The sequence below is a fragment of the Cryobacterium zongtaii genome (genome assembly GCF_002909375.1).
Lineage (GTDB): Bacteria > Actinomycetota > Actinomycetes > Actinomycetales > Microbacteriaceae > Cryobacterium > Cryobacterium zongtaii.
In genome coordinates this window covers 60,416-83,811 of sequence record NZ_PPXD01000022.1, presented here as the reverse complement: position 1 = coordinate 83,811, position 23,396 = coordinate 60,416, and the positions used below count along the sequence as shown (strand labels likewise).

Annotated in this window: 24 protein-coding genes; 11 read left to right on the top strand and 13 right to left on the bottom strand. The window is 69.7% G+C overall.

Annotated features, from left to right (window positions below):
* From C3B61_RS14265 to C3B61_RS14240, 6 genes are all read right to left on the bottom strand, one after another.
* Window positions 1–1,018, bottom strand: a 1,018-nt coding sequence (locus C3B61_RS14265; protein ID WP_133160305.1) for a DUF222 domain-containing protein, incomplete at its 3' end; no start/stop codon positions are given.
* A gap of 123 nt (window positions 1,019–1,141) precedes the next feature.
* Window positions 1,142–1,867 (bottom strand): response regulator, encoded by a 726-nt coding sequence (locus C3B61_RS14260; RefSeq protein WP_103461279.1) that lies wholly within the window; start codon window positions 1,865–1,867, stop codon window positions 1,142–1,144.
* A complete protein-coding gene (locus C3B61_RS14255) occupies window positions 1,864–3,270 on the bottom strand; it encodes a sensor histidine kinase (RefSeq protein ID WP_103461278.1) in 1,407 nt (468 codons plus the stop codon). The genes C3B61_RS14260 and C3B61_RS14255 overlap by 4 nt, the downstream gene beginning before the upstream one ends.
* 82 nt (window positions 3,271–3,352) lie before the next feature.
* Complete coding sequence (locus C3B61_RS14250; RefSeq protein ID WP_103461277.1) at window positions 3,353–4,051, bottom strand: SDR family NAD(P)-dependent oxidoreductase; 699 nt, start codon at window positions 4,049–4,051, stop codon at window positions 3,353–3,355.
* Window positions 4,044–5,435, bottom strand: a complete 1,392-nt coding sequence (locus C3B61_RS14245; protein WP_103461276.1) for a DUF6421 family protein — start codon at window positions 5,433–5,435, stop codon at window positions 4,044–4,046. The genes C3B61_RS14250 and C3B61_RS14245 overlap by 8 nt, the downstream gene beginning before the upstream one ends.
* Before the next feature lie 178 nt (window positions 5,436–5,613).
* On the bottom strand, window positions 5,614–6,207 hold the full coding sequence (locus tag C3B61_RS14240; protein WP_103461275.1) for a helix-turn-helix domain-containing protein: 594 nt from the start codon (window positions 6,205–6,207) through the stop codon (window positions 5,614–5,616).
* 122 nt (window positions 6,208–6,329) lie between these two features.
* Between C3B61_RS14240 and C3B61_RS14235 the strand changes: the two genes are divergently transcribed.
* The 7 genes from C3B61_RS14235 to C3B61_RS14205 all read left to right on the top strand — a co-directional run bounded on the left by C3B61_RS14235 (window position 6,330) and on the right by C3B61_RS14205 (window position 13,602).
* On the top strand, window positions 6,330–6,578 hold the full coding sequence (locus tag C3B61_RS14235; protein ID WP_133160304.1) for a putative antibiotic biosynthesis monooxygenase: 249 nt from the start codon (window positions 6,330–6,332) through the stop codon (window positions 6,576–6,578).
* Window positions 6,579–6,606: 28 nt separating this feature from the next.
* Window positions 6,607–7,368: a DNA alkylation repair protein gene (locus tag C3B61_RS14230; protein ID WP_103461274.1), complete on the top strand. Its 762-nt coding sequence runs from the start codon at window positions 6,607–6,609 to the stop codon at window positions 7,366–7,368.
* A 127-nt stretch (window positions 7,369–7,495) separates the two neighbouring features.
* Window positions 7,496–8,671 carry an ROK family transcriptional regulator gene (locus C3B61_RS14225; RefSeq protein WP_103461273.1) on the top strand — a complete coding sequence of 392 codons (1,176 nt, stop codon included), beginning with the start codon at window positions 7,496–7,498 and terminating at the stop codon, window positions 8,669–8,671.
* A gap of 69 nt (window positions 8,672–8,740) precedes the next feature.
* Window positions 8,741–10,093 (top strand): extracellular solute-binding protein, encoded by a 1,353-nt coding sequence (locus tag C3B61_RS14220; protein WP_103461272.1) that lies wholly within the window; start codon window positions 8,741–8,743, stop codon window positions 10,091–10,093.
* 49 nt (window positions 10,094–10,142) lie between these two features.
* Window positions 10,143–11,087: a carbohydrate ABC transporter permease gene (locus tag C3B61_RS14215; RefSeq protein ID WP_088457547.1), complete on the top strand. Its 945-nt coding sequence runs from the start codon at window positions 10,143–10,145 to the stop codon at window positions 11,085–11,087.
* Window positions 11,084–12,022: a carbohydrate ABC transporter permease gene (locus C3B61_RS14210; protein WP_088457546.1), complete on the top strand. Its 939-nt coding sequence runs from the start codon at window positions 11,084–11,086 to the stop codon at window positions 12,020–12,022. The genes C3B61_RS14215 and C3B61_RS14210 overlap by 4 nt, the downstream gene beginning before the upstream one ends.
* Entirely contained in the window at window positions 12,019–13,602 is a 1,584-nt protein-coding gene (locus tag C3B61_RS14205; RefSeq protein ID WP_103461271.1) for a glycoside hydrolase family 3 protein, read from the top strand. Before C3B61_RS14210 ends, C3B61_RS14205 begins: the two co-directional genes overlap by 4 nt.
* On the opposite strand, the gene C3B61_RS14200 is transcribed toward C3B61_RS14205, so the two are convergent.
* The gene (locus C3B61_RS14200; protein ID WP_103461270.1) at window positions 13,599–14,561 is read right to left on the bottom strand and encodes an ROK family protein; all 963 of its coding nucleotides are present in this window, start codon (window positions 14,559–14,561) and stop codon (window positions 13,599–13,601) included. The two genes, C3B61_RS14205 and C3B61_RS14200, sit on opposite strands and share 4 nt — an antisense overlap.
* A 227-nt stretch (window positions 14,562–14,788) precedes the next feature.
* On the opposite strand from C3B61_RS14200, the gene C3B61_RS14195 reads away from it, so the two are divergent.
* From C3B61_RS14195 to C3B61_RS14180, 4 genes are all read left to right on the top strand, one after another.
* Window positions 14,789–16,426, top strand: a complete 1,638-nt coding sequence (locus tag C3B61_RS14195; RefSeq protein ID WP_241990465.1) for a peptide chain release factor 3 — start codon at window positions 14,789–14,791, stop codon at window positions 16,424–16,426.
* 27 nt (window positions 16,427–16,453) lie between these two features.
* Window positions 16,454–17,038: an RDD family protein gene (locus C3B61_RS14190; RefSeq protein ID WP_103431371.1), complete on the top strand. Its 585-nt coding sequence runs from the start codon at window positions 16,454–16,456 to the stop codon at window positions 17,036–17,038.
* Between the two features lie 94 nt (window positions 17,039–17,132).
* Entirely contained in the window at window positions 17,133–17,309 is a 177-nt protein-coding gene (locus tag C3B61_RS14185; protein ID WP_103431372.1) for a DUF1059 domain-containing protein, read from the top strand.
* Window positions 17,306–18,421 (top strand): EAL domain-containing protein, encoded by a 1,116-nt coding sequence (locus C3B61_RS14180; protein ID WP_341476146.1) that lies wholly within the window; start codon window positions 17,306–17,308, stop codon window positions 18,419–18,421. Before C3B61_RS14185 ends, C3B61_RS14180 begins: the two co-directional genes overlap by 4 nt.
* 59 nt (window positions 18,422–18,480) lie before the next feature.
* Here C3B61_RS14180 and C3B61_RS14175 read toward each other — a convergent pair whose 3' ends face one another.
* The 6 genes from C3B61_RS14175 to C3B61_RS14145 form a co-directional block, all read right to left on the bottom strand.
* On the bottom strand, window positions 18,481–18,987 hold the full coding sequence (locus C3B61_RS14175; protein WP_244285945.1) for a MepB family protein: 507 nt from the start codon (window positions 18,985–18,987) through the stop codon (window positions 18,481–18,483).
* Window positions 18,984–20,072: a sulfate/molybdate ABC transporter ATP-binding protein gene (locus tag C3B61_RS14170; protein WP_103461267.1), complete on the bottom strand. Its 1,089-nt coding sequence runs from the start codon at window positions 20,070–20,072 to the stop codon at window positions 18,984–18,986. Before C3B61_RS14170 ends, C3B61_RS14175 begins: the two co-directional genes overlap by 4 nt.
* Window positions 20,069–20,863 carry an ABC transporter permease gene (locus C3B61_RS14165; protein ID WP_103461266.1) on the bottom strand — a complete coding sequence of 265 codons (795 nt, stop codon included), beginning with the start codon at window positions 20,861–20,863 and terminating at the stop codon, window positions 20,069–20,071. Before C3B61_RS14165 ends, C3B61_RS14170 begins: the two co-directional genes overlap by 4 nt.
* Window positions 20,864–20,867: 4 nt before the next feature.
* Window positions 20,868–21,653, bottom strand: a complete 786-nt coding sequence (modA, locus tag C3B61_RS14160) for a molybdate ABC transporter substrate-binding protein (protein ID WP_103461265.1) — start codon at window positions 21,651–21,653, stop codon at window positions 20,868–20,870.
* Window positions 21,650–22,054: a TOBE domain-containing protein gene (locus tag C3B61_RS14155; RefSeq protein WP_103461285.1), complete on the bottom strand. Its 405-nt coding sequence runs from the start codon at window positions 22,052–22,054 to the stop codon at window positions 21,650–21,652. The genes modA and C3B61_RS14155 overlap by 4 nt, the downstream gene beginning before the upstream one ends.
* A gap of 342 nt (window positions 22,055–22,396) precedes the next feature.
* Entirely contained in the window at window positions 22,397–23,389 is a 993-nt protein-coding gene (locus tag C3B61_RS14145) for an epimerase (protein WP_103461263.1), read from the bottom strand.
* Window positions 23,390–23,396 lie beyond the last annotated feature (7 nt).

Sequence of the window (23,396 nt, the reverse complement as noted above, 5' to 3'; positions counted from 1 at the left end):
TGAGGATCCGGGACCAGCTGGTTGCCGTGCCCGCGATCCGGCGGGCGGTCTCGGGGTCGATGGGGCCGTAGCCGTCGAGGATGGCGGGTTCGTCGCTTCGGCCCAGCAGGGTCAGTGCCGGCACCGTGATGCTGACCGTGCCGCGGATGCCGTGGCCGAGGCCACTGGGCCCGACACCGTCCAGGAGCAGGTCGCGGTAGGCGTCCGCGCGGCGCTGGTTTTTGGTGCGGGGTGGGACGGCCGCATCGATGCCGGCCGCATCGGCCCCTGGCGCCGCAGTGTCGGTGTCGAGGTCTGTGGCGATGTGGCTGAGCAGGTCGTAGATCGTCTGGGCGTCCTCGGCCTTGAGGTAGGCGTTCAGCCAGGCCATCCCGTCGGCGTCGGGGCTGAGCACCACCCGACGCTTGACGAAGCCGGCGTCGGCGCGGTCCTGCAACGGCACCGGGTGCATCCGGTTGAGGATCCGGCCGGCGACCCGCACGAACTGGGTGGAGGTCAGTTTCTCTGCCGCCGGCAGGACCTTGGCTTCGAACGCACCCAGGATCTCTTCGGGGACGCCGTCGGTGAGGGTGAGCATCTTCACCGCATGACCCCAGGTGATGCTGCCCTGGCTCAGCGCCTGGTGGAAGCCGGGCAGCTGCCCGGTGAGGCGGGCGGCGTCAAAGATCATCATGCCCGCCGTGGTGGCCGTCAGCCGTAGCGCCCCGGCGGCCTCGGCGGCCATGCTGCGGCGGGCGAGCTCCTCGTCGTCCCAGGCCGGGCCGTGCGCGCCGGTATCGGGGTCGTTCCGGCCGGACTCGACAGGGTCCCCGCCCAGCCCCTTGATGATGCGCCGCTGGTGGCCGAGCCGGTCCAGCTCCGTCAGCAGCCGGCTGCGCTCGGCGTAGCCGGCCGCGATGACTTTCTCGTTCACGATCAGCGGGTCGATGACCGCGCTGATCGCCGCCGCGACAGGATCCACCGCGGGGTGCGCAGGGTCATCGGGGGTGTGATCGGGTGTGGCAGCTGAGGTGGCCATAGGGACAGTGAAGCACCCAGCACCGACACTCCCCGGCCCAGAAACCAAGCTGTGGAGAGGTCGACAACGTCCGCCCTGTGGAGGAGGGGCGAGCGGCCGAAACGTGACGTGCGGGAGCGCCGGTCAGCGCTGCTGCGGCGCCCCGGGCACGACGATGCCGTGTTCGTAGGCGTAGACCACGGCCTGGATCCGGTCGCGCAGATCGAGTTTCTGCAGCACCTTCGAGACGTGGGTCTTCACCGTCGCCTCGCCGAGGTACAGCCGACCCGCGATCTCGGCGTTGGCCAGGCCCAGCGCGATCAGCTCGAAGACCTCCCGCTCCCGCTCGGTGAGCATGCCCACCGCCGCCGGCTCCGGCCGGTGCGCGCCGTGCACGGGCGCGGCATCCGGTGCGGCGGCAAGCGGGGAGGGGGAGAAGGTGCCGGCGAAGCGGGCGATCACCCGGCGGGTGATTTCGGGGGAGAGCAGGGCGTCGCCGCGGGCGAGCACCTGCACCGCCTCAACCAGGGACTCCGGCGAGGCGTTCTTGAGCAGGAACCCGCTGGCGCCGTGCTGCAGGGCGGCGAACAGGTAGTCCTCCCTGTCGAAGGTGGTGAGCACGAGCACCGCGGCGCGGCTGGTCGGATCTGCCACGATCGCGCGGGTGGCGGTGAGCCCGTCCATGCCCGGCATCTGCACGTCCATACAGATCACGTCGGGCTGGAGGGCGGCGGCCTGGCGGATCGCTGCGGCGCCGTCCACGGCTTCGCCGACCACCACAATGCCCGGCTCGGATTCGAGGATGATGCGGAATCCGGCGCGCACCAGGGCCTGGTCGTCGACCAGGAGCACCCGGATCGGCGCGCTCATTCGGCGGCCCGCACGGTCTGAGGCTCCCCGGCGGACGGCCAGGGGATGGGCGTATCGGCGGCCGGCGGCGGGCCGGCGAGCGGAACGCGGGCGCGCACCAGATAGCCGCCGCGGGGCCGGTTGGCCAGCTCGAGGGAGCCGCCGACGGCCGCAACGCGCTCGCGCATCCCCTGCTGGCCGAGTCCGCCGGGTGCGCCCTGCGCGGTGGGCGAGCCGACAGGCGGGCGGATGCCGCGACCGGTGTCGGTGACTTCCAGTTCCACGGCATCCGGCTCGTAGCGCAGACGCAGTTCGGCGGTCGCACCGGAACCGGCGTGCTTGCGGGTGTTCGTGAGGGCCTCTTGGGCGATGCGGTAGAGGCTGAGTCCGATGGTGCCGGGCACCGGCCGCGGCTCGCCGATCACCTGGAGCCGCACGACCAGCCCGGCGTCGGTGTTCTCCTGGGCGAGTTCGGCGAGTTGGTCGACGCCGCGGGTGCTGGTGCTCTGGTGAGCGGGCTGGTCGCCGTCACAGTCGGCGTCATCGGCGCGCAGGGCACCGAGCATGGTGTGCAATTCGTCCACCGCGGTGCGGGCGCTCTCCTCGATCACCGCGATCGCGCGGGCGGCGGCGGCGGGGTCGCGGTCGAGGATGCGCCTGGCCGCGCCGGCCTGGACGCCCATCAACGACACGTGGTGGGCGACAACATCGTGCAACTCCCGGGCAATCCGCACCCGCTCGAGACTCACGGCTTGCGCCGCGGTGCGCTCCCGTTCGGTGGCGAGCTCACGGGTGCGTGCCTCGAGCGCCGCCGAGCGCCGGGCCGCGAGCCAGGCGGCGCCGCCGAAGTAGTACGCGGCCCAGAAGTAGACCAGGTTCATCAGAACCTGCAGCAGTCCGTAGGCGGCGTACGGCGAAAAGAACCCGTCCCTGGATAGTTCGGGGATGACGGTGGCCTGGTTGGCTGTCTCCAACAGGCTCCAGAACAACCAGATGAACATGCCCGCGATGATGCCCAGCCGCGTCCACCGGGCGATGGTGCGGTGGTGGCTCCACGCGCCCACCGAGTAAATGGCCACATAGAGGCAGATGCTGGAAAACAGGCCGTCGGAGACGCCCATGCTGCCGAACACGGCGAAGACCAGGGAGACGAGAAGTGCCACGGCCTCAGGCCAGCGGCGGCGGACGGCCAGGGGGAGCGCGATGAGCGCCACCCAGATCGCCACCTGCCACCACGGCGCATCCCCCATGAGCCCGGTGCCGAGGCTCAGCGAAATACTCAGGGCGGTGCCGCCGGCCAGCGCCAGGGCCACCCAGGCATCGACCCGGTAGGCGGAGCGGGAGCCGCGCGGCCGCCGCCATCCGTCGGCCAGCGGGTCGGCCAGCAGATCGGTGACCGGTTCGGTGCGGGCTAGGGCAGTCATGCCCCCACGCTAGCGCCGTCGCGCCGCGGGCGAATCAGCCCCCAGGGGGAGGTTCGATGGTTGCGCCGGCCGGGGCTGCCGGTCAGGGGGTGAGGATGCGGCGGGTGTTGTTCAGGGACGCGGCGGGGGAGTCCCAGAGGGCCACGACCTCGGCGGCCAGCCGGGCCTCGAGACCGTCGAGGGCGCGCACGGCGAAGATCACGGCCGCGGCGGTGTCGCCGGCCTTGGCGAAACCGTGGCCCACTGCCCGGGTCCAGGTCTCGGCGGCGGCCTTGGCGCTGGCGTAGTTGGCGCCGCCGGGGGTGGGCGCATCCACCGACACCGACGACACGATCGCCAGCCGGCCGGTGAACGAGGCCAGCAGATCGGCGTTGAACGCGCGAGTGGTGTTGCGCAGCGTCTGCAGGACGCGTTGGTGCAGAAAGTCCCAGTCCTCGTCGGTCTGACCGTCGAGCCCGCCGCCACCACGCCAGCCGCCCACCAGGTGCACGAGCCCGTCGACGGGTCCGTGTTCGGTGTGCACGGTGGCGGCGAGGGCGGTCACCGCCGTAAAATCGGTCAGGTCAGCGACGTAGACGGAGGCTTGAGGCGCCACCTCGAGCACCCGCGCCAGCCGTTCCTCGTTGGAGCCCACGGCCAGCACTCGGGCCCCGGCCCCCGCCAGGGCGGCCGCGACGGCCACCCCGGCGGTGCTGGTGGCCCCGGCGATCAGCACGGTGTGCCCGGCAGCCCCCGGCTGGCCGGGATCACCGGACGGGTCGACCAGCGTGGGCCTACGCATCCGCCGTGATGCCCCTGGTCGACTCGATGACGGGTTTCATCTTCTTGTCGAGCGCCTCGAAGAACATCGAGAGCGGGAACTCGTCGTCAAGGACGAGGTCGGTGTACCCCTTCGGCGCGCCGGCGAGCACCTCGAGCGGCAGCCCGCGAGCCCACGCCGACGCCGGGTTGGGCGTAAGCGTCTTCGTCAGCATCTCGTAGGCGGCTAGCCAGTGCGCCTTCTTCGGCCGGTCGATCGACTCCCAATAGAGCTCGTCGATCTGGGCGCCGAGCGCGATGACCACATCGGGCACCGCCTCCCAGTCGAAGGAGAGCGCCGTGTCGGTCCAGTGCAGCACGTGGTGCTGGTGCAGCCAGGCGAACAGCAGCTGGCCGCCGAGGCCGTCATAGTTGCGCACCCGACTGCCGGTGATCGAGAACCTGAAGATACGATCGAAAATGACCGCGTACTGCACCAGCTTCGCGTGCCGGCGGGCCTCGGGGCTGGCGGCCTCGTCCCGTTCGATCTTCACCGACTCGCGGAACGCCGTGAGGTCGCAGCGCAGCTCCTCGAGTGAATAGAGGAAGAACGGCATCCGCTGCTTGATCATGAACGGGTCGAAGGGGAGGTCGCCGCGCATGTGGGTGCGGTCGTGGATGAGGTCCCACATCACGAAGGTCTCTTCGGTGAGGTGCTGGTCGTCGAGCAGCGCCTCGGCCTCTGCGGGCAGCTGGAGCCGGGTGATCTCGGCCGCGGCGCGCACCACCCTGCGGAACCTCGCGGCCTCCCGGTCGGCGAAGATGGCCCCCCAGGTGAACGTGGGGATCTGCCGCATCGCCACGGTCTCGGGGAAGAGCACCGCCGAGTTGGTGTCGTACCCGGCCGTGAAGTCGAGAAAGCGGATGGGCACGAAAAGCTTGTTGGTGTACTCGGTCTCGAGCTCGGCCACGAACTCCGGCCAGAGCACCTCGATGAGCACCGCCTCGACGAGCCGGTTAGGGCTGCCGTTCTGGGTGTACATCGGGAACACCACCAGGTGCCGAATGCCGTCCTCCCGGTGCTGCTGCGGCTGGAAGGCCAGCAGCGAGTCGTAGAAGTCGGGCACGCCGAAGCCGCCGGCCGCCCAGCGGTCGAAATCGACCACAACGGCGGCCAGATAGTCGGCATCGTGCGGGAAGTGCGGCGCCAGCTCGGTGACCGCGGCGGTGATCTCGGCGACGGACACCTGCGCATCCGCGTGGGCGCCGGCCTCGGGGATCGAACCGTCCTGAGCCTGCACGGTCTGCAGAGCGGCGGCGGCGGTCTTGAGCCGCAGCCAGGCGGGCGAGCCGGTCAGGTCGGCGACCAGGGTGTCCTCGAGAACCTCGGGCTCACCGACCAGTGCATCTGCAATGTAATTCGACATGGGAACCTCCCGTCCTCGTGAGTGCCGCGGGCGCGACGTGCGTGCGGCGCACTGAACTGGAATACACCGGTGTGCGCCGCCCCCAGCGTAACCGGGGGTTGACGGCATTTTCATGCGGGTCTCCGCAGTGAATCGCCGTCTTGGCCCGGTTTGGCGCGTGATTGCACCGACCGAACGGTTAGCTCGACGTCGCCGATGTCGACCGGGCGCGCAGGTGGATGCGTTCGCCCTGCTTGCCGAACATGGAGAGGATCTCCACCGAATCGGTGCCGGTGGAGCCGAACCAATGGGGATTGCGGGTGTCGAACTCCGCCGCCTCACCCGTGCCCAGGACCACATCGTGCTCGCCCAGGATCAGCCGAAGGCGACCGGAGAGCACGTAGATCCACTCGTACCCGGTGTGGGTGCGGGGTGCGGGCTCCCGATCGGTGGCGGGGATGACGATCTTGAAGGCCTGGGGCTCACCCTGGTGCTGTGAGAGGGGCGTGAGGGTGCGGCCATCCGCCCGCGTGGACCTCTGCGGTACTCGCGGGTCCTGCACCCTGGGCGGGCTGACGATCTCCTCGAACGGCACCGCCAGAGCGGCCACGATGGGCAACAGGAGCTCGAGATTGGGCTTTCTCTGCCCGGACTCGAGCCTGGACAGCGTGCTCTTGGAGATCCCGGTTGCGGTGGCGAGTTCGGCCAGCGTGACGTTCTTCTTTTCGCGGGCGCGGCGCAGGCGCGGTGCGATCTGACTCAGCTCGTCGTTGATCCGGGGAGTGCTGCTCATGCGGACAGCTAAGCAGCGTGTCCCACTTTTGGCAACGATAGTTTCAGGAATTTCGCGGCGGCCGCACTGTAGGGGGACGAGGTCGTGATCATCGGCCGCTCATCTCTCGAAAGGAAGACCCAGTGTCACTACCCCCAGCTCCCCGCGGAAGTGCCGCACCCCCGTCTGTGCACGTGCGGGCCGTGATCACCTGGATCGCCATCTTCCCGTTGGTGACGCTCGGATTCTTCGCGATTGCCCCGTTCGCCACCGACTGGAATCCGGTTCTGCGCGCCTTTGTGCTCTCGGTGGTCGTGGTGCCGGTCGCCGTGTACCTTGTGGTGCCCCAGCTGATGCGCGCCTACGGCGCGATCCGCACCACGCGGCGCTGATCTGCCGCCCAGGCGCTAGCCTGCTGCCATGACGGATGCCGGGCGCGTTTCGGGCAGTGCCACCGCGGCCGAGGTGCGGGCGGCGCTCAGCGCGATCGCCGATCCGGAGCGCGCCACCGGGGCCGCCCGGTACTTCCAGACCGAGCAAGGGCAGTACGCCGAGGGTGATGTGTTCATCGGCGTCACCGTGCCGCAGACCCGAGCGGTGGTCACACGGTTCGCCACCCTGCCGATGCACGAGATCGACCTGCTCCTGGCCGGCCCGGTGCACGAGCACCGACTCGCCGCCCTGCTGATCCTGGTGGCGCAATTCGCCCGGGCAAGCGCCCCGCGCACCCGTGACGACCCCCGGCGCCGGGTTCTTGCTGAGTTCTATCTCGCGCAGCTGCGGGCCGGCCGGGTGAACAATTGGGACCTGGTGGACTCCTCAGCGCCGGGGCTGCTCGGCGAGTACCTGTTCGACCGGCCGCGCGGGCTGCTGGCTGAGCTCGCCGCCAGCGAGGTGCTCTGGCAACGGCGGGTGGCGGTCATCGCCACCTCGGCCTTCATCCGGCGCGGCGACGCCACCACCACCCTCGACCTGGCCGCGCGGCTGCTGGGTGATCCCGAGCCGCTGATGCACAAGGCCGTGGGCTGGATGCTGCGCGAGGTCGGCGCCCGCGTCGACCGGGACCTGCTGCTCGGCTTTCTCGACCTGCACGCGGGCCGCATGCCCCGCACCATGCTCAGCTACGCCATCGAGCACCTCAGCTCCGAGCTTCGCGCGCACTATCGTGGCCTGCCCCGCTGAGCGCGGCGGGCATCCAGGCGGGCGTCCAGGCGGCGGATAGCATCGCCGCGTTACGACTTGGTAAACAACCCAACCAATAGTTTGTTCTCCCTTGCGCGCATTTCGTTCGTAAGGTTTACTAACAAACATGACAGCAACCGGCGCCCCGCGGACGATCCAGGACCGAGCCCTCCGCCCCACCGCGAAGGTCTTGCCCGAGCACATCCGCTTGAACAACCGCACCCTGGTGCTGCAAACGCTGTACCGCGCCGGCCTGCAAAGCCGCGCTGACCTGGCCCGGGAAACCGGCCTGACCCGGGTGACGGTCTCCGACCTGATCAGCGAGCTGATGGGGGAGAACCTCGTCATCGAACTGGGCCAGCGCCAGGAACCGCGTCCAGGCAAGCCCGCCACCCTGCTCGACATCAACCGGTCCGCGTTCCAGATCGTTTCACTCGACCTCTCCGGTCACACCCGGTTGCGCGGCGCGGTGCTCAGCCTTGACGGTGCGGTGCTGTCCAGCTCCGGACTCGACCTGGCCGGCGCCCGCGGCGAGGCCGCCTACGACACGGTCGCCGAGCTGCTCGCCCAGGTCATCGCCGCGGCCACCGCCCCGATCCTCGGTGTCGGAATCGGGTCTCCGGGCATCGTGGACCGGGCGGGAGTCGTGCGCAACGCGCCCAACCTCGGCTGGCGTGACCAGCCGCTCCAGGCCCGGCTCCAGGAGCTGACCGGTCTGCCCGTTCGGGTGGTCAACGACGCCAACGCCGCCGTGCTCGCCGAACACAGCTTCGGCGGCGCCGACCACGATCTGCTCCTGATCAAAGTGGGCCACGGTGTCGGCGCCGGGCTGCTGATCGGCGGTCGCGCCATCTTCGGCGAGCGCTTCGCCGCCGGTGAGATCGGCCACGTCGTGGTCGGCACCGACGACGGCCCGCTGTGCGCCTGCGGCAAGTCCGGCTGCCTCGAGGCCTGGCTCTCCGTACCGCGGCTGACCGCGGCGATCCATGACGCCACCGCCGCGGCGGCTACCCCGGCGGATGCCGAGCGCGCCACCTCCGACATCCTCACCGAGGCGGGCCGCCGGCTCGGCATCATCCTCGCCCCCGTCGTCGGTGCCCTCAACCTGCTCGAGATCGTGTTGAGCGGGCCCCCCGAACTTCTCGACGGCGCCCTCTCCGCGGCCACCGTCGAGACCCTCCGGTCGAGGACCATGGCCACCGAAACCGGCGATCTCACCCTGCGGATGACCGCGCAGGGGGAGGACATCGTTCTGCGCGGCGCGGCCGTCATGGTTCTCTCCGCACAACTCGGCGTTTCCTAGCCGACGGATTTCCCCTGCACCAACGATGTGGCGCCCGCCAACGTCGGCAATCCACGAAAGGAATATCTCATGAAGAGAAAGCTCGCATCTCTCGCCGCGCTGGCCACTGCCTCCGCGCTCGTGCTGGCGGGATGTTCGTCCGCCACCGATGAAGGCACCGACGCCTCCACCGACAACGGCGACAAGACCATCACCCTCTGGCTCGCCGGCGGCGACACCCCCGATGAACTGCGCGACTACCTGAAGTCCGAATTCACCGCACAGACCGGCGCCACCCTGAACATCCAGCAGCAGGACTGGGGTGACCTGGTCACCAAGCTGACGACCTCACTGCCGGACGCCAACAACACCCCGGATGTCACCGAGCTGGGCAACACCCAGTCGTCGACCTTCACCAACGTGGGTGCGTTCCTCGACATCTCCGACATGTACGAGGAGCTCGGCGGCACCAACCTGCTGCAGTCCTTCGTCGACGCCGGCATGGTGGGCGACAAGAATTACGCCCTGCCCTACTACTTCGGCTCCCGCGCCGTATTCACCCGCGCCGACGTCTGGGCGGCAGCCGGAGTCGAGCAGCCCACCACCCTCGAGGAGTTCAACGCCGGCGTCGCCGCGATCAACGCCGCCAACCCGCTGAACATCCCCGACTTCTCCGGCTTCTACCTCGGCGGTCAGGACTGGCGCAACGGCATCTCCTGGATCTTCGCCAACGACGGCGAACTCGCCACCGTCAAGGACGGCACCTGGACCTCGACGCTGGCCTCGGAGAACACCCTGACCGGCCTCGCCCAGCTGCAGGAGCTGTACAAGTCAGCCTCCAACGCGCCCAACGACGCCAAGGACTCCAACCAGTACATCTACCTGAACGACAGCGACGAGATCAAGGATGCCGAGGGCGCCGTCACGTCGAACACCTCACTGTCCGCCGCCACGATCATGGCCCCCACCTGGGCGCACTGGTCGATCGGAACTCTCGGCACCGACGCTGACGGCAAGGCCACCCGCACCTGGGATGACACCAAGAACGCGGTCTTCGCCCTGCCAGGCAACGACGGCAAGCCCGCCCCGGTGTTCGCCGGCGGATCCAACATCGGCATCTCTGCGACGAGCAAGAACCCCGAGCTGGCCAAGAGCCTCCTCAGGATCATCTACTCGGAGGAGTACCAGACGATGCTCGGCCAGAACGGCCTCGGCCCGGCGAACAGCGACTACGTGGACTCGCTCGGCGACGACCAGTTCGCCCAGGCGCTGATCGCCTCGGCCTCGAACTCGAAGCTCACCCCGGCAGCGCCCGGCTGGGCCACGGTCGAAGGCTCCCTCGTGATGGAGGAGTTCTTCAGCAAGATCGAGGGCTCCACCGACCTGAAGGCGCTCGCCAAGGAATACGACGACAAGCTCACCCCGATGCTGAACGGCGAATAGCCGGCAGCCTGTCGAACCAGACGAATCGAACAACGAAAGGAGGGTCGGCGTGACCACGCAGAACCTCGTGCTCGGCCAGGCCGATCCGCCGCGGCCGGCCAGGCCCCGAAAAAGGGGCAGATCAACGCCGTACCTGCTGGTCATCCCGGCCTGCGCCATCCTGATCCTGGCGCTCGGCTATCCGCTGGTCTGGCAGTTCATCACCTCGATGCAGAGGTTCGGACTCTCCCAGCAGTTCGGCCAACCCCCGGAATTCGTCTGGTTCGACAACTACGTGACCCTGTTCACGGACCCATACATGTGGACCGTGGTGGCTCGGTCGCTGGCCTTCTGCCTGGTCACCGCCGCGGTCACCATGGCCATCGGCACCCTGATGGCGCTGCTGATGAACGCCGTGCACACCAGCGTGCGCATCACACTGCAGATCTCGTTGCTGCTGGCCTGGGCGATGCCCGTCGTCGCAGCGATGACGGTCTGGAACTGGCTCATCGACTGGCGCCGCGGGGTGCTGAACTCGGTTCTGACCGGTATGGGCCTGGACTTCCAGAACCACAACTGGCTGGCCAACCCGCTGTCGTTCTTCTTCGTGGCGATGGTCATCGTGGTCTGGATGAGCGTGCCGTTCGTGGCGTTCTCCATCTACGCCGGCCTCACCCAGGTGTCCACCGAGGTGCTCGAGGCGGCCCAGCTGGACGGCGCCACGCTGGCCCAGCGGCTCCGGTACATCATCGTGCCGATCATCCGGCCGGTGCTGGCGATCATCCTGCTGCTGCAGGTGATCTGGGACCTGCGGGTGTTCACCCAGATCCGCCTGCTGCAGGACGTCGGGTCGATCGCCTCGGAGACCAACCTGCTCGGCACCTACATCTATCAGCTCGGCGTCGGCTCCAGCGACTTCGCGATGGCCAGCGCCGTCTCGATCTTCGTGCTCGTGCTGACGGTGGCCCTGAGCTGGTTCTACGTACGCAGCATGCTCAAGGAGGACGAATCATGACCTCGACGGTCCAATCCACCGGGGCATCCGCCCCGCCGGCCGGCTCGCGGCCCCGGCCCGACCTCCCGCCGACCGGTCGGAAGGGCGGCGGCGGCAACCGGCGCATCCGCCCCGGCCGGATCGCGCTGGGCGTGATCGGCATCGTGGTCTCCCTGATCTGGGTGTTCCCGGTCTACTGGATGCTCAACTCGTCGCTGCTGCCCAACGTGGTGCTGCAGAGCACCACCCCGACCTGGCTCCCGTTCGGCGGGTCCCTCGACAACTTCGTCGCGGTCTTTTCGGGCGGCACCTTCCTGCCCGCCCTGGGCATGAGCACGGCCATCGCCCTCATCACCGTGGTTTTCTGCCTGCTCTTCGCGTTCCTCGGGGCGTTGGCGATCAGCCGGTTCAGGTTCCGCGGGCGCAAGGCGTTCGTCCTGGCCGTGCTGCTGATCCAGATGCTCCCCGCCGAGGGGCTCTTCATCGCTCAGTACAAGCTGATGGGCAGCCTGAACATGCTCAACTCGATCGTGGGCGTGAGCATCATCTACATTGCCGCGGTCGTGCCATTCACGATCTGGATGCTGCGCGGCTTCGTCGCCGGCGTCCCCGCCGACCTCGAGGAGGCGGGCATGATCGACGGCCTGAGCCGCACCCAGGCGTTCATGCGCATCACCTTCCCCCTCCTCGCCCCCGGTCTGGTGGCCTCGGGCGTCTACGCGTTCCTGCAGGCCTGGAACGAATTCACCGTGGCCCTGGTGCTGCTGCAGGACAACTCCAGCCAGACGCTTCCGCTTTGGCTGCGCGGCTTCATCCAGGCCAGCGCCAGCCGGGCCACCGACTGGGGCCAGGTGATGGCGGCGTCCACCATGGTGGCCATTCCGGTGATCATCTTCTTCCTCTTCGTGCAGGGCAGAATGACCAGCGGACTGGTCAGCGGGGCGGTCAAGGGATGACCGGCGGCCACGGCGACGACTCCCCGGTGCGCAGGCACATCCGGGCGACCCTGATGCCGGGCTTCGTGGGCACCGTGCTGCCGGACTGGTTGCGCCTGCGCCTGCAGGACGGACTCGGAGCCGTGTGCCTGTTCGGGCAGAACATCGTCTCGATCGCCCAGCTGCGGGCGCTGACCGATTCGATCCGCGCCGCGAATCCGCTCGCGGTCATCGCGATCGACGAGGAGGGCGGCGACGTCACCCGGCTCTACTTCTCCTCGGGCTCGCCGTATCCGGGCAACGCCATCCTCGGCCGGATCGACGACCTCGGCTACACCGAGGAAGTCGGCCGGCAGGTCGGCTGGGAGCTGCGGAAGGCCGGCTGCACCCTCACCTTCGCGCCGGACACCGACGTCAACTCCAACCCCGACAACCCGGTGATCGGCGTGCGCAGTTTCGGCGTCGACCCGGTGCGGGTGGGCCTGCACTCCGCCGCCTGGGTGCGCGGGTTGCAGTCCACCGGGGTCGCCGCCTGCCCCAAGCATTTCCCGGGCCACGGTGACACCGCCCTCGACTCCCACCTGGCCATGCCCGTCGTCGACCTTCCGCCGTCGACCCTGCGCGAGCGGGAGCTGGTGCCCTTCCGCGCCGCGATCACCGCCGGCGCGAAGACCATCATGACCTCGCACATCCTGCTGCCCCAGATCGATCCGGAGAACCCCGCAACGCTCTCGACGCGGGTGCTCGGCGGCCTGCTGCGCACCGAACTGGGCTTCACCGGCGTCATCGTCAGCGACGCCCTGGACATGAAGGGTGCCAGCGGCATCCTGGGCATCCCGGGGGCCGCCGCCGCCGCCCTCGCCGCCGGCTGCGACCTGCTTTGCATCGGCACCGAGAACACCGCCGAGCAGCTCGACCAGATCGAGGCCGCCGTCCTGGCCGCCGTCGACGCCGGAACCCTCACCGAGGCCCGTCTCGCCGCGGCAGCCGGCCGGGTGCACCGACTCGCGGCCGGAATCCGCGACGACACCCTGGACATCCAGCTCCCGGCTGCCGCGCTGACGATGCCGGAACCCAGCTTCGATACCGGGCGGATCCGGGCCTCCTTCGCGATCAACGACCACGCGAAGCGGTGGCTCGCGGCGGTTCCGGAGACCTTCTCCGTGGTTCGGCTCGACACCGTCACGAACATCGCCGTGGGCCCGGCGCCCTGGGGGCCGTTCGCCGAGGTGGCCGCGCATCCGGAGTCGGACCTCGCGGCCGTGTGGCTGGCCAGGCCTCTCCTCGCACGCAGCGCAGAGGACAGCGGGACGCTGGAGCTCTCGGCCGGGGCTGCCGTGGTCGTGATCGGCAAGGACAACCACCGGCATCCGTTCATTCGTGACCTGGTGGATACGCTGCGCGCCGACCGCCGTGATGTGCTCGTGGTCGACATGGGCTGGCCGTCGGACGACCTGCGTTACGCCGACATCGCCACCTTCGGTGCGTCGAGGCTGGCCGGGCGGGCGCTGCTGGAGCTGCTGGCGGCGGTGCCCCTGACCGCCGTGCCCCTGACCGCCGTGCCGGTGACCGCCGAGCCGGTGACCGCCGAGCCGGTCTAGCTCACCAGGTCGCGCGCCCGCAGGGCGCCGCCGAGCAGGCCGGCGTTTTCGCCGATCGACGCCGGTACGATCACCGGACGCCGGTGGAAGCTGAGCAGGGCGCTCACCCTCTCACGCAGCGGCACGAACAGCTGGTCGCCCGCCTGCGCCAGGCCGCCCCCGATCACGATCGCTTCCGGGGCGAGGATCGCGGCCAGCTGGGCGATGCTCAGGGCGAGCGCATCCAGTGCCTCGCTCCAGATCAGCGCCGCCGCGGGGTCGCCGGTGCGGGCCAGGGCCAGAGCCTCGCGGGCCCCGCTCAACCGGATGCCGGTGACCTCTTCGTATCGGCGCACTATCGCGCCGGCCGAGGCCACGGTCTCCAGGCAGCCCCGGGAGCCGCAGCCGCAGAGCGGACCGGACGGGTGCACTATCGAGTGGCCGATCTCACCCGCGTAGCCGCCGCCGGTGTGCGCCCGGCCGTTGATGAACAGCGACCCGGCGATCCCGGTGCCGATGACCAACACCACCACGTTGCGATAGGGGCGGGCGGCGCCGAGCCTGAACTCGGCCTCACCGGCGGCCCGCACATCGTGCGAGAAAGTGGTGGGCAGGTGAATGAGATCTTCGGTGAGTTGTTTGAAGGGCACGTTGGACCAGTGCAGGTTGGTGGAGAGCACGCCGATGCCCGCGTCGTCGTCGACGAGGCCGGGGGCGAGCAGGCCCACCGCCCGGGGCCGCACCGCGGGAAAATCCGCGGCGAACTGCAGCGTGAGCTCCTGCACCCGGGCGATCACCGAGAAGGCCGTGCGCTCGCCGTCCAGCGGTGTCGGCGTGCGGCTGAGTCCGAGCATCCGGCCGGAGGTGTCGAAGAGCGCGGCCTTGGTGTCGGTGCCGCCCACATCTACGGCGATCACCGGCTCGCCGGCGCCGAGCGGGAGGGCCTGGGCGAGAACCGAAGTGAGGGTCACGGCGGTCATGGCTGGGGCTCCTCAGCGGTCGGCGAGTGTCGCGGGGCAAGAAACCGGCCACGAGGGTGCTCATGCTGTATCAACTGCCTGTGAGGACATTGTCCCACGCGCCGACTCTGTTTGTAAAGGATGGTAACAATTAGCGGGGAGCGGGTGAACAGCCGCGCAGGTTAGGTTTGAAGGACGCGTGCGCGCAAGCGGCGCATTGACAGACATATAGAGGTAGGAACCGAGCAGTGGCTGAAGCAACCGTGACCCCGGGCACCGAGGTGTCCCCGAAAGAGGTCGAGGCTCAGGCCGTGCGCCGGCGTACCTTCGCCGTCATCTCGCACCCCGACGCGGGCAAGTCCACGCTCACCGAGGCGCTGCTGTTGCACGCGCGGGCCATCACCACCGCCGGCGCCACGCACGGCAAGGCCGGCCGGCGCGGCACCGTCTCCGACTGGATGACCATGGAACAGGAGCGTGGCATCTCGATCACCTCCGCCGCCATCCAGTTCGAGTACCGCGACAGTGTGATCAACCTCGTCGACACCCCCGGCCACGCCGACTTCTCCGAGGACACCTTCCGGGTGCTCTCCGCGGTGGATGCCGCCGTGATGCTCGTCGACGCGAGCAAGGGCCTCGAGGTGCAGACCATGAAGCTCTTCGAGGTCTGCAAGCAGCGTGGCCTGCCCGTCATCACCGTGATCAACAAGTGGGACCGGCCGGGCTCCGCCGCCCTCGACCTGATGGACGAGATCCGCACCCGCACCGGCCTGATCCCCACCCCGCTGACCTGGCCGGTGGGCATCGCGGGAGACTTCCGCGGTGTGATCGAGCGGGACAGCAGCGACTTCATCCGCTTCAACCGCACCGCCGGCGGCGCCACCCGCGCCGACTCCGAGCGCACCACTGCCGAAGAGGCCGCCGCAGCCGAGGGTGACGCCTGGGTCGCCGCCGCCGAGGAGTCCGAACTGCTCACCGAGGAGGGCCAGAACCACGACGAGGAACTGTTCCTCGACGGCGTGACCACCCCGGTGCTGTTCTCCGCCGCGGTGCTCAACTTCGGTGTGCAGCACATCCTGGACACCCTGGTGGACTTCGCCCCGCCCGCCGAGGCGCGCCTGGACGCCGACGGCGGCCACCGCCCGGTGACCAGCCCGTTCTCCGGTTTCGTGTTCAAGGTGCAGTCCGGCATGAACTCCTCGCACCGCGACTACGTTGCATTCGTGCGGGTCTGCTCCGGCCAGTTCCGCCGCGGCATGGTCGTCACCCACTCCGCCACCGGCCGGCCGTTCGCCACCAAGTACGCCCAGCAGCTGTTCGGTAAGGACCGCGAAGTGGCCGAGGAGGCCTGGCCCGGCGACATCGTCGGCCTGGTCAACGCCTCCGCTCTACGGGTCGGCGACTCCATCCACGAGGGCAGCCCCGCGGTCACCTTCCCACCGCTGCCGATGTTCGCCCCCGCGCACTTCCGCGCCGTGCGCCCCGCCGATACCAGCAAGCACAAGCAGTTCCGCCGCGGTATCGACCAGCTCGACCACGAGGGTGTCATCCAGGTGATGCGCTCGGACCTCCGCGGTGACCAGGCCCCGGTGCTCGGCGCCGTCGGCCCGATGCAGTTCGAGGTCGTCGAAGAGCGGATGTCGCACGACTTCGGCGCCGCCATCCGCAGCGACGTGCTGCCCTACCAGCTGGCCCGCCGCACCGACAAGGAAAGCGCGCTGATCCTGGGCCACGACCGCCAGGTGGAGGTGCTCCGCCGCAGCGACGGCACCCTGCTGGCCCTGTTCAGCACCCCGTGGCGGCTTCGCAACACCGTGCGCGACCACCCGGAGCTGCTGCTTGAGGACCTCGCCGGCGGCGGGCCCATCGACGAGGTGCGCTACTAGCACGGCCCCACACCCTAGGGTGAGCGTGTGACGCCAGCAGAGTTGAATGCCCAGACCGACGTCGCTCGGCCGCCTGCCGCCGCAGTGGCTCGAGCCGTCGCGTTCTTCATCGATGTGGTCGGCACGACGCTGCTGACCGGAATCGTGTTCTTCACCTGCTTCATGGTGGGCTTCAACCTCGACACGGTGGGTAACGTAACGGTGGCCAATGCTGTGCTCAAGCTGGGCGTCGGCTCGCTGTTCCTCGTGCCGATCGGCGTGCTGTTGCTCAACCTCCGTCTTTCCAGAACCAGACGGGCATCGGTAGGTCAGCTTGCCGCGCACACCCGGCTGGTCGATGAGCGAACTGGCGGCCCGGTCAGTTACGGCGGGTTCTTTGCCCGCACCCTGGTACTCGCGGTGCCTGTCGTCGCCACCGCCTCGTCGGCCTGGACACTCTTCGGCATCGTTGCCAACGGTGGGGTGGGGAACAGCGAAAGGGGAACATCGCTTCTCTCCGTGCTGCCGATCCTGCTGGTGGTCTGGCTGGTCTTCGCCTTCCCCATGCTGCGCGGCGATCGGCGGGGATGGCAGGACAAAGCGGGAAAGACCCGGGTCGTGACCGCCGCATGACCAATCTGGAATCGCATCGCCGCCGAACTACACTCGGAATCAGACGAAAGCATGAAAGTCGCCCCAGTGGCGACACCGACAGGGGGAGAGTGTCATGAAGTCATTTGCGTGCGGAGACGTGGTGCCCGGCTGCACGGCGAGCTGGGTCAGTTCCACCGATGACGAGATTCTCGTTCTCGTCGCCCAGCATGCCAGCGCTGCCCACGGCATCGACACGGTGAGCCCCGAGCTGGCCCAGAGCGTCACGGACCGGATTGTGGTCGTCTCCTGACAACGCCGCTCTCCACCGCACCGCTCTCGGCTGCGCAGTGGACCGCCCTGCTGGATGCGGTCAGCGCCGGCACGGGCGTGACGGCGGCCTTCCAGCCGATCGTGGACACCGCCCGCGGAATCGTGGTGGGGTTCGAAGGGCTCGCCCGTTTTGAGATGCCCGCCGGCGTCGGCGTGGAAGACCTGTTCGCTCAGGCCCGCGCGGCTGACCGGTCCGCGGAGATCGAGGCCCGCTGCCTGCGGGTCATCCTTGTCGAACGCGGGTCGGTGCCGACCAACTGCTTCATCACCGTGAACGTGTCGCCGCATGTGCTCGGCCACGAGGCCATCCGGCAGGTCTGGCGCGAGCAGGCCGACCTCACCGGGGTGTTCGTGGAGCTCACCGAACAGTCCGCCATCGACTCCGCCGCCGACCTCGAACCCGAACTCGACGCCATCCGGGGCGCCGGCGGCCTGATCGCCGTCGACGACCTCGGCTCGGGCTACGCCGGTCTCAGCCGGCTGCTGGCGCTCAAACCCGCACTGATCAAACTCGACAGGGAACTCATCCAGGGCATCGACACCGACGAGGCGAAACGCGCGCTGGTCGAGATGATCGGCACCTTCGCCAACCGCATCGACTCCTGGGTGCTGGCCGAGGGCATCGAAACCGCGGCGGAGTACGACACCATCACCGCCCTCGGGGTGCCGCTCGCGCAGGGCTACTACCTCGCCCGGCCCGGTCCCGCGTGGCCCGAGCTATCCCGGCACGTGCAGCCGAGCGCGCCACCGCAGCCGGTGCCCATCGTGCGGGACCTGCTCGACGTCGCTCCCGCCGTGGAATCGGTCGCGGACGCCTCCCGGATCTTCACCGAGCACGCGGAGGTACGCACCGTGGTGCTCATCGACCACCACGGGCGCCCGGTTTCGGTTCTCGACAGCGAGAGCGCCCACCTCGGTGTCACGACCGGCGCCGTGCGGGTGAACCTGGACACCCCGGTTCGGGATGCCCTGTTGCGCGCGATCACCCGCGACAGCACACATCGCTACGATCCCCTGATCGTCACCGACAACGCCGGCCGCTACGCCGGAATCGTGCGCCTGGAACGCCTCATCACCACCGCCGTTCGGTAGGCCGGTCAGCCGCATCGCCAGGACACCAGCGCGCCTGCCCGGTGCCGGTGCGCGCGGGATCAGGGGTCGAGAAGCTCACGCAGCCGCTCGAGGTCGACGCCGTCGCTGGTGTCGAGGAAGAACGCGCCCTGCCACGCCTGGGTGCGGATGGCCTGGGCATTGCTGGTGCGCGACCACGGTGGATAGACCCTGAAGCCGCGTTTGCCGCCCTGGCCCGCCACCGACACAATGCCGTGACGCTGTAGCGCGGAGCGCGGGAACACAAACTGACCGGAGTGCAGCCCCTCCCGGGTGAGGATGACCAGGTGGTCGACGTCGTCGACCGGGAACGGTTCGGTCGAACCGGTGGGCGAGCGCCGCCAGACGGCGACGAACAGGCCGACCTTGCGGGGCGTCACCCGGCCCACCCGGAACCGCAGGCGTCGAGTTCCGATCCGGGCGACGGCGGCGCCGTAGTCCGCGTTGTCGATGTCGATGTCGATGTCGATCTCGGCGGCCGCAGTCTCCGAATGACCGCACAACGACCCGAACAGGGCCACGGCCCCTGACACGTCCGGATGGATCACGACGACGTGGTCCGGTCGGAGGGCACGGTGGGGTACAGCGTGGCGGCGGCCGCCGCAAACGAGAACCAGACCGGGGAGCCCACGGCGGCGTCGAGCTGCGCGGCCTCCTTCGGGCTGACGTCCGCGGCCAGCACGGCGCTTCGTGCCCGAACAAAGTCGCCCCGGGGCTCGAGGTCGATCAGCTCGGCTCGCACGCTGCTGAGCTGCGAATCGGCCGGCGGGTCGATCGACACCGACACGGCGCCCGGACGCACCGCCAAAGACAGCGGTGCCCCGTCGGCCACGCCCGGTTCGGGGATGTTCGCGACTGGGGCCGCGGCATCCGCAGTGATCAGGGTGGTGCCCCGGCGCACACCGGTGAGCAGGTTCAGGCCCGCCAGACCGGCCGCGAAGGCGCTGCGCGGCCGGTCGAAGACCTCGGCCGGGGTGCCCTGGTCGACGATCCGGCCGCCCTCGACGATCACCACGCGGTCGGCCAGGGTGTAGGCGTCGAGCACATCGTGGGTCACGATCAGCGCGCTGCGGCCGGCCAGCACGCGGCGCAGCATCCGTCGCACCGTCGGCGCCACCGAGATGTCCAGGGCGGCCAACGGCTCGTCGAGCAGCAACAAGCCGGGGTCGGATGCGAGGGCCCGCGCCACCGCGATCCGCTGAGCTTGCCCGCCGGAGAGCTCGGCCGGGCGCCGGGCGGCCAGCTGTTCGGCATCCACTTCGCGGAGCCAGTGGGTCGCGATCTGGCGAGCCCGGCCCGAGGGCGCTCCCGCGCTGCGGGGGCCGAAGGCGACGTTGTCGAGCACGCTCAGATGCGGGAACAGCAGCGCCTCCTGGGCGAGCAGGGAGACGCCGCGCTGGTGGGGGGCCCGCCAGGTGCGGGGGCCGCGCCCGGCGCCCGGCAGGTCGAACAAGACGGTGCCGTTCAGCTCGCAACGCCCGGAGTCGGGGGTGACCAGCCCGGCGATGGTGCCCAGCAGGGTGGACTTGCCGGCGCCGTTGGGTCCGAGGATCGCGACGGTCTCGCCGGCCGCCACGTCCAGGTGCAGGCTGACGTCGCGGTCGGCGACGTGCAGGTCGAGGGAGAAGGTCACGAGAGCGCCCGTGCCCGCCGGCGGGAGGGCTCGCCGGTGCGATGGGCGAGGCTGACGATGACGACGGCCACGACCACCAGCACCAGTGACAGCGCCACGGCGGTGTCCGGGTCGGTCTCCCGCTGCAGGTAGATCTCCAGCGGCAGGGTGCGGGTGGTGCCCTGCAGGCTGCCGGCGAAGGTGAGGGTGGCGCCGAACTCGCCGAGTGCCCTGGCGAACGACAGCACGGCGCCCGACAGCACCGCCGGCAGCACCAGGGGCAGGGTGATCCGGCGCAGCACCGTGGTGGGGCTGGCGCCGAGGGTGGCGCCGACGGCTTCGTACCGGCTGCCCACCGTGCGCAGGGCGCCCTCCAGGCTCAGCACCAGGAACGGCAGGGCGACGAAGGTCTGGGCGATCACGACGGCGGTGGTGGAGAAGGCGATCTCGATGCCCAGGAGTCCGAAGGTCTGGCCCAACAGTCCCCGGCGGCCGAAGGTGTAGAGCAGCGCGATGCCGCCGACGACCGGGGGGAGCACGAGGGGGAGCAACACCAGCGAGCGGAGCACCTTCTGCCCCCAGAAGTCGGTGCGGGCCAGGACCAACGCCATCGGCACGCCGAAGACTACACACAACGCGGTCGCCGCCAGCGAGGTGCGCAGACTGAGAAGCAGCGCGGCGACCGAGGACTCCGAGCTGATCAGCGGCACGAACTCGGTCCAGTTCACCCTGAGCGCCATCGCCACGAGCGGCAGTAGCACGAAGACCGCGCCGAGGCCGGCCACGGCGAAGACCCAGCGGGGAACCGTCATGAGATCACGCCGCCCCGAAGCCCGCGGCGCGCAGGACGGCGGCGCCGCCGCTGCCGGTGACGTAGTCGACGAACGCCCGGGCCACGTCAGCGGATGCCGAGCCGGTCACGGGCACGATCGGGTAGGTGTTGACGGCGCTGGCGGCCTCGGCGAACTCGATGCCCTCGACGGCGGCGCCCGCGGCGGCGACGTCGGTGACGTAGACCAGGCCGGCGTCCGCTTCACCCGAGGTGACCTTGCCGAGCACATCGGTGACGGATGATTCTTCGCTCACCGGGCTGAGCGTGACGCCCGCGCTCGCGGCCACGGTCTCGGCCGCGGCGCCGCAGGGTACCTCGGGGGCGCAGGCGACGAGCCTGACGTCGGGTCTGGTCAGGTCGGTGAGGTCGGTGATGCCCGCGGGGTTGCCCGGCGGCACCGCGATGGTCAGGACGTTGGTGGCGAAGTCCACGGGCTCGCCGTCGCCCAGCGCCGCATCCGTGAGCCTGGCCATATTGTCGGTGTCTGCCGAGGCGAACACGTCGGCCGGGGCGCCCTCGATGATCTGGGTGACGAGGGCGGAGGAGCCGGCGAAGTTCAGCACCACCGTGGTGCCCGGGTTGGCGGCTTCGAAGGACGCGGCCAGCTCGGTGAAGGTGCCCTGCAGCGACGCGGCGGCGTAGACCGTGATGTCGCCCCCGAGCGCGGCGGCGGAGCCGGTCGGTGACGGGGTCGCGGACCCGCATCCGGTGAGGGTCAGGCCGATCACGAATGCGGTCGCGAGGCTGCGGGTGACGCGGGCCACGGTCAGACTCGCCCCTGGGGTGTTTCGACGATGACCGTCGTGGCCTTGACCACGGCGATGGCGACGGAGCCGAGTTCCAGGCCGAGCTCGCGTACGGCTTCACTGCTCATCAGCGAGACCACGCGGTGCGGGCCGCACTGGATCTCAACCTGGGCCATCACGGTGTCCATCACGATGTCGGTCACGAGGCCCACGAACCGGTTGCGGGCGGACCGGCCGATTCCGGACGGATCCTCCGGGAGCACCGCGTTCTTGCGCGCCAGCTGGGCCAGCGCCAGGCCGTCGACCACGGTGCGGGACGAGGCGTCCTTCGAGCTGGGTAGCACGCCGTTGTCGATCCACCGGCGCACGGTATCGTCGCTGACACTCAAGAACGCGGCCGCGTCTTTGATGCGTATCTGAGGCATGAAAAACACTCTAGCTCCGATTTCGCGGAGTCACTTGCGGCTGTGACCCGCATCCGCAATTCGGTGGGGAGTAGACGATTCGGCGCGGGGCTGCTGCCTAGTTGGAGCGCCGCGGGCGGCGGCGGCGAAAACGCGGCTTCCTGCGAGGCTGGGCGGCGGACGGCTCGTCCCCGCCCCGGCGCGGAAGCAGGACGGGCAGGTGCGCCACCGACGATGTCGCGGAGCCGGGGCCGATGTTCAGCGCGTCGACGATCACCAGAGCCGTTTTGAGGGCCGCCTGGACGATCCTCCGCGCGACGCGGACCGCCACGGCGGTGACGGAGCCGCGGGCACGATTCCCGGTCATGGTCGTGCCGATTTAGCGACCACATCGTAGATGGCCGGTTCGAGGTCAGGCCAGGCAAACCGGTATCCGGCGGCGACCAGGCGTTCCGGTTCCACCCAGCGGCTCTTGAGCACCAGCTCGGGTTCGGTGCGCAGCAGCCACATGGCCGGTTCCAGCATCCAACGGAACGCCGGCAGGCCGAGCCTGGCGCCCACCCGGCGGCGTAGCGTCGCCATGAGCGTGCGGTTGTCGCTGGGGTGCGGCGCGGCCAGGTTGACCGGCCCGACGAGTTCGTCGTGGGCGACGATGAACCGAATGGATGCCATGACATCGTCGATGTGGATCCAGCTGAAGCGCTGCCGCCCGCGGGAGTGATGGGTCGGCGCCGTGCCGTCTCCGCTCGGCTGAGTGCCGATGCCGCGGTAGCGCCGGTGCGGGATCCACCGCCCGTCGACCTGCGGCCCACCCAGCCCGAGGCGTGCCAGGCGCGCGAGAATCGCGGTGGCGGGACCGTCACCGAGCACGATGGCCATCCGCAGCGCCACCCGGCGGGTGCCGGGCAGGTCACCGGCGAAGAACTCGTCCTCCCAGTTGCGGGCGATGTCCGCCGAGAAGCCGGAGCCGATCTCGCCGTGGGTCTCGGTCATCGGGCGGTCCATCGCGTATCTGTAGATGGTGGCGGTGCTCGCGTTCAGCCACACCCGCGGCGGCCGCGCGCTCGTCTGGATGGCCTCGCGGAGCTGCCGGGTGGTATTGACCCTGGAACGAAGGATCTCGGTGCGGTTCCGGTCGGTGTACCGGCAGTCGACACTCTTGCCGGCCAGGTTGATGACCAGGGCGGAACCGTCGATCAGCTCCCGCACGGCGGTGTCGTCGTCCCAGCGCGCGTCGGGCCCGATGCGGCCGATGCGGGCGACCTCATAGCCCTGGTCGCGGAGCTCGCGAACGAGTCTCTGGCCGATGAACCCGGATGCCCCGGCTACCACTGCGCGTTCTTTGGTGTCCCCCACGGGTTCA